Source organism: Acidithiobacillus sp. IBUN Pt1247-S3, from assembly GCF_041146875.1.
Lineage (GTDB): Bacteria > Pseudomonadota > Gammaproteobacteria > Acidithiobacillales > Acidithiobacillaceae > Igneacidithiobacillus.
On the sequence record NZ_JBFRXP010000004.1, the window covers coordinates 162,843 to 177,334 of the forward strand.

Below are 14,492 nucleotides of genomic sequence, written 5' to 3' on the forward strand. Positions count from 1 at the left end.
ATGAAGCAATGGGATGAAGAGTGGACCCTGCCGACCCAGGGACGGCGTTTTTATGAGATTACCGATCCGTTACGCACTTGGTTGCAGGGTATCGGTGCGCGCCATGGCTGGCTGCTTATGTTTTTGCCGCACACCTCCGCGAGTTTGGCCCTGCAAGAAAATGCCGATAGCGACGTGCAGGCAGACATCCTCGATTTTCTCGCCCGCTTGGTGGCGGATGACGATCCGACCTACCGCCATCGCAATGAGGGTCCAGACGATATGTCGGCGCACATCCGTACCCTGCTCGGCACACAAAGTCTACAGATCCCCGTGCGTTCTGGTCACTTACTCCTCGGAACTTGGCAGGGCGTCTATCTGTTGGAGCATCGCGAGCGTCAGCAACAGCGGCGGATGCTGATCAGTTTTTTGGGCGAGGGTGAAGGATGAGTGATTTTGCGAGTGTCTACGGTGGCATGCTGTGGGCGATACGGGAATGGGCACAATGGGATGCCATGGTCGCCAAGTTGCAAGCAGAGGCAGATGACGGATGGTATGTGTACTTCGTTGGTCAGGATCTGCCGCAGGCGACGTTATCATCCACTGCCTTCCGCCGCGTGTTGGCGGAGATCGACATACTCTTGCATCACGATCATCGCGAGCGGTATTTGGGTATTGTGTATGTGGACGATCGCGAACGCCCCAGTCTGATCAAAATTTACGACCCCAATAATCTCGGTGCTTCTTGCGGCAGTAGTGGTTCGCAGGTGCCGCCAGGGTGGATTCTGTCGCGCATGCGGCCCGAACTGCTGCCCGGTCCGAAGATTATCCCCGAGGGGCGGCTGCGTTGGTGGCGCGAATTATTTCATGGACAGCGAGGTGTGTAATGGAGGGTGACTGGAAGTTATTGGATTTCGAGGGGATTCGTCGGCTGCTCGAAAAACTTTCGGCGACACCCATGGGTGCCGATGCAGCGCGTAATCTGGCGCCTGCGCCCTCAGTCGCAGCCGCTAGGCAATTACAGGAAGCGATCACGGCGGCGCGCTTTGGCCTGGAGTCGGGTTCCGGCCCCGTTTTACCCGAACTTCCCGATCCGCGCCCGGCGTTGCGCCAGGCAGCTGCTACCGGCGCGGCCCTTTCCGGTCAAGCCTTGCGTAATCTGCATCGCATTTTGCGTGTCGGGCAGGAGCTGCGCCCATTTGTGGAAGCGCGGCCAGCGCTTTTACCGCTGGGACCAGAAGTCCTCGATGCGCCAAGTCGCCTGATTGATGCCATCGATGCCGTACTCCTACCCAACGGCTCGGTGCGCGAAGATGGCAATGGCACCTTGCGCGAATTGCATGCGGAACTCAAGCAAGAGAGGGAAGCGGTGCAACGGCAGATACAGCCGCATTTGCGTGGTGGCGGCAAGGCGCATTGGGCGGGGCAGCGCTTGTCGGTGCACCTGCCCGATGGCTCACGTGAGGAGATTCGCGGCGTGCGTCGAGGTGCGGGTCCGGGAGGGCACGGTACGGTAGTTGAGCCGATGGAGTTGGTTGCCCCCAACAACCGTTTGGAAAAAATCTCCGGCAATATCGAACAAGAAAATCAAACGGTGCTGCGCGCCCTCACCGACCAAGTCCGCGAGCTTTTACCAGCGCTGCAGAAGCTGGTGGATGCCCTGACCTGGCTCGATCTGGCGATTGCTGGTGCACAGCTTTCGTTGCATCTGCAGGCACAGGCAGCTGAGTTGGTGGACGAGCCCGTTTTGCAGTTTGAGGGGGCGGTGCATCCGCAACTCTGGTTGGCGCACGTCGACCATCGTGGTCCCAAGCCCAAGCCCTTGTCGGTGCGCATTGATGCGGAAAATCCAATTTTGGTGGTGACTGGCCCGAATACCGGCGGCAAAAGCGTATCCCTGAAAACTGTGGGTTTGCTGGCAGTGATGGCGCAATCTGGGCTGCATGTGCCGGTTTCCGGGCGCGCGTTGGTGGGGCGCTTCAGCAAGATTTTTGTCGACATGGGTGACCCGCAAAGCATGGCCTTTGCCCTGTCCACCTTCTCTGGCCACATTGCCATGTTGAAAAAGCTGCTGGCCGAGGCCGACAACTCGACCCTGATTCTGCTCGACGAATTGGGTACTGGCACCGATCCGGAAGAGGGTGCGGCGATGGCGATGGCCGTGTTGGATGAGCTGGCGCGGCGCGGCGTGCGCGGTATGGTGACGACTCACCTCACGCCGATCAAAACCTTTGCTGCGGAGCATCCGTCTCTGCAAAATGCCTCTATGCGCTTTGATCATGAGCGCTTGGAGCCGACTTATGAGTTACAAATTGGCGTTCCGGGGAAATCTCTGGGGCTGTTGATTGCGGAAAAATCAGGCCTGCCCGAGGGTTTGGTGCGGGACGCTCGTGGTTATCTTGAGCGTCTCCATCAGGGTGCATAGAGGAAGGCGCGGTTTCGCCAAGGCATTTTTATTTGACGCTGTCGGCAAAACTGCATAGCGTTGGTCGCAGTATGCTAATCCTGTGAGGAGTCTTATCATGTCCGCCCCCAACCAGACCCGTGACCGGGCAGGCCAGAGCGTGCTTGCCGAAGAGCTGACGGGCGCTGAGATCGTTGTGCGCGCCCTTCGCGACGAGGGTGTGGAAACGATATTTGGCTATCCCGGTGGTGCCGTCCTCTACATCTACGATGCGCTCGACAAACAAGATGCTGTACAGCATGTGCTGGTGCGCCATGAACAGGCGGCTGTGCATGCGGCGGACGCCTATTCGCGCAGCACCGGCAAGGTCGGTGTGGCCCTGGTCACCAGCGGTCCTGGTGCGACCAATGCCGTTACCGGGATTGCCACCGCGTATATGGACTCCATCCCCATGGTGGTGATTTCCGGTCAAGTGCCGGTGGCGTTGATTGGCAATGATGCCTTTCAGGAAGTCGATACGGTGGGCATCACGCGGCCCTGCACCAAACACAATTTCCTGGTGCGCGACGTGAATGACCTCGCCCAGACGATCAAGACGGCGTTTTATTTGGCGGCGTCGGGGCGGCCCGGCCCTGTGCTCATCGATATCCCCAAGGATGTCACTGCCAAGCGCTGCGTCTACGATTATCCGGAAAAAGTGCAGTTGCGCTCCTATAAACCGACGGTGAAAGGGCACTCCGGGCAGTTGCGTAAGGCCCTACAGCTCATTGCCAGCGCCGAGCGCCCGCTGTTCTACACCGGCGGCGGCATTATCCTTTCTGATAGTGCGCCAGATCTCACCCAGTTGGTACGCCATTGCGATGCGCCCATCACCAATACCCTGATGGGGTTGGGCGGCTATCCGGCGTCGGACCGACATTTTCTCGGTATGCTGGGTATGCACGGCACCTACGAAGCGAACATGGCGGTGCAGCACTGCGATGTCCTGGTTGCCCTGGGCGCACGCTTCGATGATCGGGTGACCGGTAACCTCAGCCACTTCGCGCCGCATGCCAAGATTATCCATGTGGACGTCGATCCAGCGTCCATCTCCAAGAATGTGAAGGTAGACGTTCCTGTGGTGGGTGATTTGCGTTCGGTATTGCGCGAGATGAATGATCTGACGGAAGAAATAGGCATTCGGTCTGAGCCGGAGAGCCGCGCGCGCTGGTGGGCGCAGATTGAAGAATGGCGCCAGAGAGACTGCCTGCATTATGCGCAGGGAGACAGCATCATCAAGCCACAGTTTGTCATCCAGAAGCTTTTTGAACTAACGGGTGGTGACGCCATCGTGACCTCCGACGTTGGTCAGCATCAGATGTGGGCCGCACAATTTTACGGCTTTGATCGCCCGCGGCGTTGGATCAACAGTGGCGGCTTGGGCACCATGGGCTTTGGCCTGCCGGCCGCTATGGGGGCGCAAATGGCGGAGCCAGAGAGCACTGTCGTTTGTGTGACGGGCGAGGGCAGTATCCAGATGAACATCCAGGAGTTATCCACCTGTCAGCAATACAAGTTCCCGATCAAGGTGGCCTGTTTGAACAACGGCTACCTGGGCATGGTGCGGCAGTGGCAGGAGTTTTTCTATGAAGAACGCTATGCCTCCAGCTACATGGATGCCTTGCCAGATTTTGTGAAATTGGCCGAGGCCTATGGCCACGTTGGTTTGCGTGCCGAGAAACCCGCAGATGTCGAGCCGGTGATCCGCGAGGCCCTGCGCCTCAAGGACCGCATGGTCTTTATGGATTTTCTCGTCGATCGCACGGAAAACGTCTATCCTATGGTGCCGGCCGGGGCCGCCCTTTCTGACATGATTCTGGTATAACGCATGCGCCGACACATTATTTCTGTCTTGCTGGAAAACGAAGCGGGTGCCTTGTCGCGGGTGGCAGGTCTGTTCTCGGCACGCGGCTATAACATTGAGGCAATGACCGTGGCCCCGACCCATGAGGCGACAGTGTCGCGCATGACGATCCTCACCCAGGGTTCCGAGGAAATCATGGAGCAGGTGCTCAAGCAGCTGAACAAGCTGGTGGAGGTCATCCGCGTACATGATCTGAGCGAAGGTCCGCACATCGAGCGCGAGCTGATGCTGATCAAAGTGCATGCGGTAGGGCCAGATCGTGAAGAGGTGATGCGTCTTGCCGACATCTTTCGCGGGCGCATCATCGACGTTACCGATCGCAGCTACACCATCGAGCTGACCGGGACCGGCGAAAAGCTTGATGCCTTCCTTCATGCCCTTGATCCGGGTATGGTCATTGAAGTAGTCCGTAGTGGCGCGAGTGCCATCAGTCGCGGCGCCAAGAGCATTTGATTTTTCACGTTTTGTAGAGGATTTCATGAAAGTTTATTACGACAACGACGCCGATCTCTCCCTTATCCAGAAGAAGAAGGTCGCTATTATCGGTTACGGCTCGCAGGGCCACGCCCACGCCCTCAACCTCAAGGATTCCGGCGTACAGGTAGTGGTAGGACTTCGCGAAGGCTCCCCTTCCTGGGAGAAGGCGAAGAACGCTGGGCTGGAGGTGAAGTCCGTCGTCAAGGCCGTTGCGGAAGCGGATCTAATCATGATCCTTACCCCAGATGAGGGTCAGGCGGCCCTGTATCGTGAGGAAATCGCCCCACATATCAAAGAAGGTGCAGCGCTACTCTTTGCCCACGGCTTTAATGTTCACTTTGGGCAGATCCATCCGCGTGCCGATCTCGACTGTTTCTTGATCGCCCCCAAGGGGCCGGGTCACTTGGTCCGTTCTACCTATACCCAGGGCGGTGGTGTTCCGTGCCTCATCGCCATCCACCAGGATGCCTCCGGCAATGCCCAGAACCTCGCCTTGTCCTATGCCAAGGCCATTGGTGGCGCGCGTGCCGGCGTGATCGCGACCACCTTCCGCGAAGAAACAGAGACGGATCTTTTTGGCGAACAGGCGGTGCTCTGCGGTGGTGTCAGTGCCCTGGTGCAGGCCGGCTTTGAGACCCTGACCGAGGCCGGTTATGCCCCGGAAATGGCCTATTTTGAATGTCTGCACGAGCTCAAGCTGATCGTCGACCTAATGTATGAGGGGGGTATCGCCAATATGCGTTATTCCATCTCGAACACCGCGGAATATGGCGATCTGACCCGCGGTCCGCGCGTGGTCGATGCACGCACCAAGGAAGAGATGGGCCGCATCCTCAAAGAAATCCAGAATGGCGAGTTTGCCCGCGAGTTCATCCTCGAGAATCAGGCCGGTAAGGCGACCATGCAGGCCAAGCGTCGTTTGGCCGCGGAGCACCCGCTGGAAGTAGTGGGGCAAAAACTGCGCTCGATGATGACCTGGATAGGTCAGAATCGCATCGTTGACCGGTCACGTAACTGATCACTATCCATCTCGGTAACGACTGCCTCGGCAACGGGGCAGTTAGCAGGGCAGGGCGGCTTCCCTCAGACCGGTCGACTTGCTAGGCTTGCGCCATGTCGAATCCTGCCTATCCCTATTCTTTGCTGGCGCGTGAAGGCTGGCCCTTCATTGCGCTGTTTTTGTTAGTCACTGTGCTCGTTGCGATTTTTGCGCCGTGGTGGCTGGCAATCCCATTTTTTCTCCTTTTTCTCTTCAGCGTGCAATTTTTCCGCGACCCTGCACGTGCCTTGCCGGCACCCCTTGCTGGTGGGATCCTGTGCCCGGCTGATGGTCGCGTCATTGCCATCGAAACCGTCGAGGACCTCTATCTGCAGCGCCAGGCGCTGAAGATCAGCATCTTCATGAATGTCTTTGACGTGCACGTCAATCGTCTGCCCATTGGCGGAACCGTCCAGCAACGCTGGTATCTGCCAGGGAAATTTTTCAACGCCGCGCTGGATAAGGCCTCCGCGGAAAATGAACGCAATGCCTTGTGGGTGCGCAGCGAAGATCAACAGGAGGTGACCGTGGTCCAGGTGGCTGGGCTCGTGGCGCGGCGCATCCTCTGTTATGTGCAGCCCAACGAGCAGGTCAGTACCGGCCAGCGTTTTGGCTTTATTCGCTTTGGCTCGCGGGTTGATACCTACCTGCCGCTCACGGCAGTGCCGCTGGTACACCTGGGACAGCGAGTGCGTTCCGGTGCCGAGTGGATCGCGCAACTGGAGCACAACGGGTGAATCAACGCTATCCGCGTCGTGGGGTATATCTGCTCCCCAATCTCTTTACTACTGCCAGTCTCTTTGCCGGATTTTATTCCATCGTGGCATCCATCCACGGCCATTTTCGGGTGGCGGCAATTGTCATTTTCATTGCCATGATCCTCGACGGACTGGATGGTCGGGTGGCGCGTATGACCGGTACGCAGAGCGCCTTTGGCGCCGAATATGATTCTCTTGCCGATGTGATTGCCTTTGGCATCGCGCCCTCCTTACTGGTCCTGCTCTGGGGTTTACAGGATTTTGGTAAATTTGGCTGGCTGGGCGCGTTTGTGTTCACTGCCTGCGGCGCGCTGCGGCTCGCGCGTTTCAATAGCCAGGCCCACAGCAGTTCCAAGCGCTATTTTCAGGGTTTACCGATCCCGACGGCGGCCACGGTTCTAGCAAGTCTGGTTTGGGTAGCCGTGGGCGAGGGTTATCCGTGGCTTACGGAGATTGCCCAGTATTTGGCCTTGGCGCTGGTGTATTTCCTTGGCTTGTTGATGGTCAGCAATATCCGCTATCGCAGCTTCAAGGACATCGATTTGCATGGGCGCATGCCCTTTGCGTTGGCGATTAGCCTAGTCCTCGTCCTTGCCGCCATTGCCGTGCATCCACCCTTGGTGCTGTTCACCATTTCACTGATTTATGTGTTGATCGGCGTGCTCACGACCCTGTGGCAGCTGAGCCAACGGCGTCGACGTCGGCGTGATTCGCATTAAGGAGAAACGCGTACAATCATGTAGGCAAGAACAGCAGTTACGGTGAACAGAATAAGGCCATAGAGCCCATACAGCCATTTGTGTATGTGATACTGCCCTTGATCTACCTTCTTTACCGTACGAACAAAATTGATGCCGCCAATCACCAGGTTGCTCACGCCGAGCACGATAAAAATGATTCCCATGCCCGAGAATCCCTCGCCGGCGCTCAATTTTGTATGCAACATGGCCGATAGTTGTTCGAGAAAGAAATCGAATTTCTCGATAACGAAGCCAAAAGCAATCAAACCAATGCCAGTGCGCACCCAAGCAAGAAAAGTGCGTTCAGCAGCCATATAGATACGCGGATCAATGATTTCTTTTTCAGACACGGTAATTCCTTTGCCAATATGATGAAGGTCGGCAAAAAACCAAAAGCCGACAACAAAAATGAGCCCGATGGGTGGCCAGATAAGCAGGCGATGCAGATTGTGAAACAAATGCGCAAAATGCTCGTCTCCCAAGGCCTGGAAGAGAATTTGCAAGCGGTAGGCAATTAAGCCCGTACCAATGGTGAAGAAAATCAGCTTGAAATATCCCAGATAGGTCCGTTCCAACGCCATATATAGGCGCGGTTCCTGGGCGGTGGGTAAATGCCGTAGCAGGATCACGAGGCTGAGATTCCTTACTTAACTGCCGGACAAGGTATGTGCTAGGCGCCGGTATTGCAAAGCCTCTGCCAAATGCTCCTGACGGATAGAAGCTTCCGCCGCTAGATCAGCGATGCTGCGTGCCACGCGTAAGATGCGATGATAGGCGCGGGCAGAAAAATGCAAGCGCTCTGCCGCCAGGCGCAAGAAATCACGAGAATTTTTCTCTAATGCGCAATGTTGGTCGAGGGCCTCACCCTGCAATTGCGCATTGCTACAGCCCTGCCGTTGCCATTGACGTTCGATAGCCTCGGCAATGCGCGCCCGCCATACGGCGCTACTCTCTCCCCGTGGCGCGTTCTCCAGATATTCCGGGGCAAGCACGGGCACCTCGACCTGCAGGTCGATACGGTCCAGCAAAGGCCCGGAAAGGCGGCTGCGATACTGCTGAATCTGTGCGGGGCTACAGCGACAGGCTTGCAGGGGGTTGCCGAGATGACCACAGGGGCAGGGGTTCATCGCCGCAATCAACTGAAAACGCGCAGGGAATCTGGCCCGCTGGCGAGCGCGGGCAATATGAATTTCGCCGGTTTCCAGGGGTTCACGCAAGACCTCAAGGACGGAACGAGGGAACTCTGGTAGTTCGTCCAAAAACAGAATGCCTCGATGGGCGAGGCTGATCTCGCCGGGTCGTGGTTGCGAACCCCCACCGACCAGGGCTGCCGCCGAGACCGTATGGTGCGGGCTGCGATAGGGGCGCTGGCGCCAGTTGGCGGGATCAAACAAACCATGGAGGCTATGAATAGAGGCGACTTCCAGGGCCTCTTCATCGCGCAAGGGGGGCAAGAGGCTCGGCAGGCGTGCCGCCAACATGCTTTTGCCAGTACCGGGAGGGCCGGAAAAGAGCAGATGATGACCGCCAGTCGCGGCCACGATCAGGGCACGCTTGGCCTGCTCCTGTCCGCGCACTTCGGCCAGATCCCCGCCACGGATTGGCAGATCGGAAGAGTCTGTAGGCGCAGGTAGTGCCGGAATCTCCTCCTCACCGCGCAGGATCGCCACGAGCTGTGTCAGACTTGTTGCAGGCAAAAGGGGACACTTGGCCGCCAATCGGGCCTCGCTGGCTGAAATCCATCGCTACGAGCTAGGAGAGCGAAGCGAGGGCGAGTAGTCCCCGGTAGGCAACGCGGCGAGCTGCATCCGCCGAAACGACCGCGAAGCCGGGAGTGTAGGCGAGTGCTGTGCCGCATGGTTGCCGACAAGTCATTTGGGAGACGAGTGTGCCGTCCGCGCCCCAACGAGGGCGTGACGGTACGCCGGTGACCAGGACGGCCGGGGCTTATTATCTGGTTGGCAGCGCAAGGCCGATCGCGCAACGACGCGCGAAAAGGCCTGCTGAGCACGCCAACTCTCCTGGGGAGTGCCAGCGTATGCTTCGCCTCGGCTGCGGCGAGGGCACAAGCGAGAATGCCGGGGACCTGGCGCAAGCTGCCATCCAGCGCCAACTCGCCAATACACTCAAGGTTGTCTAAGGCGTGGCTTGGCAACTGTCCGCTGGCACAGAGAATCCCCAAGGCGATGGGCAGATCAAATCGACCTCCTTCCTTGGGTAAATCGGCTGGCGCCAGGTTGACGACGATGCGCCTTGCCGGAAATTCCAGGCCGCTATTCTGAATCGCGGCGCGCACGCGGTCGCGCGACTCGCGCACCGCCGCTTCGGGTAAGCCAACAATGGCAAAGGTGGGCAAGCCTGGTCCCAGATCGCACTCGACCATGACCTCTGCTGCCTGGATGCCAAGTGGCGCGCGGCTGCGCACCAGTGCTAAGGCCATGCCTTTACCCTTCGCTCTTGTCCGCCCCGGCCATGTTATCGAGACGCGCCTCCAGGGCTGCGACACGGGCTGCCAAGCGGGTGTTTAGCTCCTGTTGGATCTCGAACTCCTCGCGCGTGACCAGATCAAGGCGATCGAGGGCATTGCTGATCACGGTTTTGAGTTGCTTGTCCAAATCTTCCTTAACCGACCCGAAGCGGGCCACAGCGTCGCCAATGGCGGCAGCGATATCGTCGGCAATACGGTGTTGCATGGTGTTCTCCTTACAGGCCCATGGCCTGGCGAATGAAAAAACGTTTCAGGGAAGGGGTCATGCTGGTACCCCACAGCCCCAGATCACGCAGGCGCGCTAGGGCGCCACTGCGATTGGAGAATAGGTGATTCAGACCACCGCAGGCAAAGACGGTGAGCAGATTGTCGGGGCGGCGTTGCCGCTGATAATGGATCAAGGCCTCGAGGCGACCGAAGTCTTGGCGTTTCTCGATACGTTCGGCGATGACCCGACTGAGGGCAGCGACGTCACGAAATCCCAAGTTTACACCGAGCCCGGCCAATGGATGCACCCCATGGGCGCTATCACCGAGTAACACGACGCGATCCTGCACATAGCGGTTGACGTGCAGTGCGGAGAGCGGAAATTTGCCGCGCTTACTAATGCCGGTAAGCCTGCCCAGCTGCGGTCCAAAGGCATTTTGCAAACGGCGCAGGAACTCGCTGTCGTCCATGGCAAAGAGCTGCCGCGCCAAGAGATTGCGGGCGCTCCAGACCAAGCTGGCCTGCCCCTGACCTTCTGCACTGTCCGTAAAGGGTAGAAGGGCGACCGGCCCCGTCGGTAAAAAGCGCTGATAGGCTATGCCCCAATGCGGACGTTCGATTTGTACGGTGGCGACAATGGCCTCTTGATGATAGTCCTCACGATAGATGCTGGACTGTAGCAGTTGTTGGCGCAGGCTGGATTGGCGCCCCTCGGCAATCGCCAATAGTCGTCCGCGATAGCTGTTACCTTGCGCATCTTCCAGCTCGATCCCTTCGCCGTCGCGGTAGCGTTGCTGCCACTGGCAATCATACAGCAGGTTTCCGCCGGCACTGACATATGCGGCGCGCAGACTTTGTTCCAGCCGTCGATTTTCGCAAATGTGGCCGAGATATGGCGCCGCGACGTCTGCAGCATCAAGTTGGATGCTGCCAGCATGCTCGCCATCCCAGACGCGCATGCCGACCACTGCAGTACCCAGAGCGCTGACGTCGATTTCTTGCTCGGCGAGAAAGGCAGTCGCCCCAGCATTGACGAGGCTGCAGCGCTGCAGTGGATCCGTGGCGGCGGCCTGCTCGGCACTGCGACGTTCGGTGATGGCGACGCGCAAGCCGCAGCGTTGCAACGTCAGCCCCAAGGCGGCGCCGACCATGCCGGCGCCCGAGATCAATACATCGAAATCATCCGCCATGCTGCGCTGTCTCCAAGGCCGGGATGCTACTGGAACTGGGCAGGTTGATCCCGGCAAAACGCGCGGCAAGGCGTTTTTTGAGCCACTCGTTGTGTTCCAGGCCCTGCAGCGCAATTTCGCGCCCCAGTCGCCAGGGTAGGGGGGGCAGAGCAAAGAGACGATTCAGCCCCTCGGTAAAGGCGATGGTCTCCAGGCGGTCTTGTCGGCGGATACGCTGAAAATCTTGTAATAACGCTGGATTCCCTGGGTCTGTGCTGTGCTCTGCTGCCTCGCGCGCCAGGGCGGCCAAGGTCACGACGTCGCGTAGGCCCAGATTATACCCTTGCCCCGCCAAGGGATGCAGAGTTTGGGCAGCATTCCCCAGGGGGAGTACGCGGCTGGTGGATGGTGCGGAGAACTGCTGGAAATGCAGGGGGTAGAGCGCGCGCCCCTGCACCTGATGCAAGGCCGAGAGGCCCTGTGGCAATTGTGCATTGAGCTTGCGCAGGAATTCGGCATCCGATGTCTGCATGAGCTGACTTGCAGCAGTGGGCAGTAGGCTCCAGACCAGCGAGAAAAAGCCATCTGCCCGCGGCAGGAAAGCGAGGGGGCCGCTCTCTAGGAAATGCTCATAGGCTATTCCGGGTGTTCCGGAAATCGGCCCAACGCGGGCGGTGCAGGCATAACGATTGTGATCCCAAGCGCGGCGTTGTAGTCCGAGCAAGCGTTGTAGCTTGCCATGACCGCCATCCGCCAATACCAGCAGTCGCGTAGAAAGCTTGCGTCCTTCTGCCCAAGTCAAAGTCACGCGATCAGGGTACCAGGAAAAGTCCTCCACTGGCCCCCAGGGCAGGCGCTGAAACGTGTCAGAGTCTGCGGGTAGCTGTCTAACCAGTGCGGTGTGCAGCGTATTCAGAGGGACAAGCTTTCCGAGTACCCCCTCCCGTGCCTGCAGCAACTCGTAGGAGAGCAATACGCGCGCCGGACTCCGTGCTTGCGAGATTTGTACTTGCTGAATCCGTCCACTCGTTTCACCGGGGACCTGAACGCCAAAGGAATGCAGCAGACGCAAGGAGGCGAGGGCGAGGGCAACACTGCGCTCGGCGTCTCCTGCCGGGACAGTTTTGTTGGGGGACGTGTCGACGATACGAACACGGAGGGAAGACCCTTTGAGGGCCAAGGCGAGGCTGTGGGCAATGGGGCCATCGCCAAGGATGAGCAAGTCACAATCCATAGTGCATACTCTAGGGGTTCCCGCTTGGGGCGGCAAGCATCGCGCACGGATGCACAACTGCCGGGAAGGGATTCAGAAAATAGGGGAATCTCTCCCAGGGGAGACTTCCCGTCCCCCCTGGATATGTATTTCTACTAATTAATAGTAGACAGGAACGACACCAGAGGCCATGGTCTTGATGGCTTCGCCAGCGCTCGCCATCTTGGCCTCGGGGATGAAATGGGCTTCCTCCAGGCCACGCTTTTTGTAGCAGCCGGCACAGACCCAGAATTTCGCGCCGTTTTGCACCAGGAAGTCCCGCAGTTCGATCAAGGGCGGGAAAGTCGGTTCCTGCATGCCATGCAGATAATTATCCGAGCGCGCCAAGTGAACGCCATCCAGGGAGAGGAAGAGGGTGACCTCATGACCTTCGCTCAGGGCATTTTTGGCGAGGACTAGGCCAACGGTGGCGCGGTCGAGGTCGTTACCAGCATGGGTGATGTTGACGAAAAAATGTGCCATCTGTACTTGCTCCATCATCAGTAAGAGAGTGTGTTACTTTAGCAAAGCTCCAGATTCTGATGAAGTAGAGACAGCAGCGAGTGGCTCGGCTATCCTAGAGGCTTGGTTTCCACTTGATCAGGAGGTATGTCATGGCTGTACTCGTCGGTAAGAAAGCCCCAGATTTCGTTGCCCCCGCGGTGATGCCCGATAACAGCATCAACGAAAAGTTCCAGTTTTCGCAACACGTCCAAGGCAAGTATGCGGTACTGTTCTTCTACCCGCTTGATTTCACTTTCGTATGTCCCTCGGAAATCATCGCCTTCAATCACCGCTTGTCGGAGTTTCATGCCCGCAAGACGGAAGTCATTGCCTGCAGTGTAGATTCCCACTTCACCCATTTGGCGTGGAAAAATACCCCGGAAAATAAGGGCGGTATCGGTAACATCCAGCTACCGATGGTCGCTGACCTGACCAAGCAAATCGCGCGCGACTACGATGTGCTCTTGGATGAGTCTGTTGCCCTGCGTGGCTCTTTCCTCATCGATCGCGACGGTGTAGTGCGCCATCAGGTGGTCAATGACCTACCACTGGGTCGCAACATCGACGAGATGATTCGCATGGTCGATGCCCTGCAATTCTTTGAAGAGCATGGCGAGGTTTGCCCGGCGCAGTGGGAGAAGGGCAAAGCTGGCATGAAGGCAGATTCTGCGGGTGTTGCCAGCTATTTGGCCGAACACGCCAAGGACCTTTGATAGCACCTTTTGCCGAGCGCCGATCCTTTGTATCTCGGATCGGTGCGGTCGCGCCATGTTGCTAAGCAAAAAATTACTCGCGCTGCGCGAACCACGCCTCTACCTCAGCATGGAGCGCAGCTACCTGGCGCTGCTAAAGTTTATTATCGTTGCCTTTGGCGCCGGCCTCTTGGCACGTAAGGTTGCTATGGCCCTGGTGTTTTTTCATGATCAACGCCTGCGACCTTTTTTTCTCGATCTCTATCATTTGCTCACGATCCCTGCAGTTGTCACGATTTTTCTCCTGATCCCGATTTTTTGGCGTGATTTACGCTCGTTATCGCAAGGACCAAGCGTCAGCGCCAAGGAAATGAACGATCCACGGGTCTATTTCTCAGCGGAAAGAACCTTCCTGTCTTGGACGCGTACCGCCCTGAGCAGCCTCGCGCTTGCATTCGTCTTGGCAAAATTTGATTTCTTTTTGCGCAAATTTTCCTTGGTTTTACACCAGCCCATCCCGCTCTTGCATCGCTTGTCGGGCACCAATACCTTGTTTATTGGCTTTGCGGTGGTCTTGATGGTATTCGGTTTTTGGGGGCTTGCCGCCACTCTGAACGACATTCAGCGCGGTGAATGCGCCACCCATGTTTGGCGCTATATCTTGTTTTTGTTGATGTTATTTCTGGTTGGCATGGGCATGCTGCACCTCTTGTTGCTTCTTGGTCGGTGAGGCAGTGAGCGCGCCTGTGTCATTTCCGCAAACTGTATCTGTTGCCCCCATGATGGATTGGACGCCCCCTCTTTTTAACCCATTGAATCGAGCGGAACGGGTTGTTTTCCGGTGGCCTTCCGGTAGCAACGACGCTCCGGAAGTCCGCAA

Annotated in this window: 17 protein-coding genes; 10 read left to right on the forward strand and 7 right to left on the reverse strand. The window is 57.8% G+C overall.

The genetic code is table 11. The annotated features are described in order from the left end of the window. From AB4090_RS04605 to pssA, 8 genes are all read left to right on the forward strand, one after another. Positions 1–429: a secondary thiamine-phosphate synthase enzyme YjbQ gene (locus tag AB4090_RS04605; protein ID WP_369572687.1), complete on the forward strand. Its 429-nt coding sequence runs from the start codon at positions 1–3 to the stop codon at positions 427–429. Further along, positions 426–866 (forward strand): hypothetical protein, encoded by a 441-nt coding sequence (locus tag AB4090_RS04610; RefSeq protein WP_369572688.1) that lies wholly within the window; start codon positions 426–428, stop codon positions 864–866. The genes AB4090_RS04605 and AB4090_RS04610 overlap by 4 nt, the downstream gene beginning before the upstream one ends. Then, entirely contained in the window at positions 866–2,404 is a 1,539-nt protein-coding gene (locus AB4090_RS04615) for a DNA mismatch repair protein MutS (protein WP_369572689.1), read from the forward strand. Before AB4090_RS04610 ends, AB4090_RS04615 begins: the two co-directional genes overlap by 1 nt. A gap of 97 nt (positions 2,405–2,501) precedes the next feature. Continuing rightward, on the forward strand, positions 2,502–4,247 hold the full coding sequence (ilvB, locus tag AB4090_RS04620; protein ID WP_369572690.1) for a biosynthetic-type acetolactate synthase large subunit: 1,746 nt from the start codon (positions 2,502–2,504) through the stop codon (positions 4,245–4,247). A 3-nt stretch (positions 4,248–4,250) separates the two neighbouring features. After that, positions 4,251–4,739 carry an acetolactate synthase small subunit gene (gene ilvN / locus AB4090_RS04625; protein ID WP_369572691.1) on the forward strand — a complete coding sequence of 163 codons (489 nt, stop codon included), beginning with the start codon at positions 4,251–4,253 and terminating at the stop codon, positions 4,737–4,739. A 25-nt stretch (positions 4,740–4,764) separates the two neighbouring features. Further along, positions 4,765–5,781: a ketol-acid reductoisomerase gene (ilvC, locus tag AB4090_RS04630; RefSeq protein WP_369572692.1), complete on the forward strand. Its 1,017-nt coding sequence runs from the start codon at positions 4,765–4,767 to the stop codon at positions 5,779–5,781. 95 nt (positions 5,782–5,876) lie between these two features. After that, on the forward strand, positions 5,877–6,539 hold the full coding sequence (locus AB4090_RS04635; RefSeq protein ID WP_369572693.1) for a phosphatidylserine decarboxylase: 663 nt from the start codon (positions 5,877–5,879) through the stop codon (positions 6,537–6,539). After that, on the forward strand, positions 6,536–7,279 hold the full coding sequence (pssA, locus tag AB4090_RS04640) for a CDP-diacylglycerol--serine O-phosphatidyltransferase (protein WP_369572694.1): 744 nt from the start codon (positions 6,536–6,538) through the stop codon (positions 7,277–7,279). Before AB4090_RS04635 ends, pssA begins: the two co-directional genes overlap by 4 nt. Here pssA and AB4090_RS04645 read toward each other — a convergent pair. The 7 genes from AB4090_RS04645 to AB4090_RS04675 all read right to left on the reverse strand — a co-directional run bounded on the left by AB4090_RS04645 (position 7,276) and on the right by AB4090_RS04675 (position 12,917). Further along, on the reverse strand, positions 7,276–7,929 hold the full coding sequence (locus tag AB4090_RS04645; protein WP_369572695.1) for a YidH family protein: 654 nt from the start codon (positions 7,927–7,929) through the stop codon (positions 7,276–7,278). The two genes, pssA and AB4090_RS04645, sit on opposite strands and share 4 nt — an antisense overlap. An 18-nt stretch (positions 7,930–7,947) precedes the next feature. Next, the gene (locus AB4090_RS04650) at positions 7,948–8,970 is read right to left on the reverse strand and encodes a YifB family Mg chelatase-like AAA ATPase (protein WP_369572696.1); all 1,023 of its coding nucleotides are present in this window, start codon (positions 8,968–8,970) and stop codon (positions 7,948–7,950) included. A gap of 8 nt (positions 8,971–8,978) precedes the next feature. Further along, positions 8,979–9,740: a magnesium chelatase domain-containing protein gene (locus AB4090_RS04655; RefSeq protein WP_369572697.1), complete on the reverse strand. Its 762-nt coding sequence runs from the start codon at positions 9,738–9,740 to the stop codon at positions 8,979–8,981. Positions 9,741–9,744: 4 nt separating this feature from the next. Further along, the gene (locus AB4090_RS04660) at positions 9,745–9,993 is read right to left on the reverse strand and encodes an accessory factor UbiK family protein (protein WP_369572698.1); all 249 of its coding nucleotides are present in this window, start codon (positions 9,991–9,993) and stop codon (positions 9,745–9,747) included. 10 nt (positions 9,994–10,003) lie between these two features. Then, positions 10,004–11,185, reverse strand: coding sequence for an FAD-dependent monooxygenase (locus AB4090_RS04665; RefSeq protein ID WP_369572699.1), 1,182 nt, complete (start codon positions 11,183–11,185; stop codon positions 10,004–10,006). Then, on the reverse strand, positions 11,175–12,398 hold the full coding sequence (locus AB4090_RS04670; RefSeq protein ID WP_369572700.1) for an FAD-dependent monooxygenase: 1,224 nt from the start codon (positions 12,396–12,398) through the stop codon (positions 11,175–11,177). The genes AB4090_RS04665 and AB4090_RS04670 overlap by 11 nt, the downstream gene beginning before the upstream one ends. Before the next feature lie 138 nt (positions 12,399–12,536). Continuing rightward, positions 12,537–12,917 carry a DsrE family protein gene (locus AB4090_RS04675; protein ID WP_369572701.1) on the reverse strand — a complete coding sequence of 127 codons (381 nt, stop codon included), beginning with the start codon at positions 12,915–12,917 and terminating at the stop codon, positions 12,537–12,539. A 113-nt stretch (positions 12,918–13,030) separates the two neighbouring features. Between AB4090_RS04675 and AB4090_RS04680 the strand changes: the two genes are divergently transcribed. Together AB4090_RS04680 and AB4090_RS04685 are read left to right on the forward strand one after the other, a co-directional pair. Next, the gene (locus AB4090_RS04680) at positions 13,031–13,633 is read left to right on the forward strand and encodes a peroxiredoxin (RefSeq protein ID WP_369572702.1); all 603 of its coding nucleotides are present in this window, start codon (positions 13,031–13,033) and stop codon (positions 13,631–13,633) included. Between the two features lie 55 nt (positions 13,634–13,688). Beyond that, entirely contained in the window at positions 13,689–14,342 is a 654-nt protein-coding gene (locus AB4090_RS04685) for a YidH family protein (protein ID WP_369572703.1), read from the forward strand. The last annotated feature ends 150 nt before the right edge of the window (positions 14,343–14,492 follow it).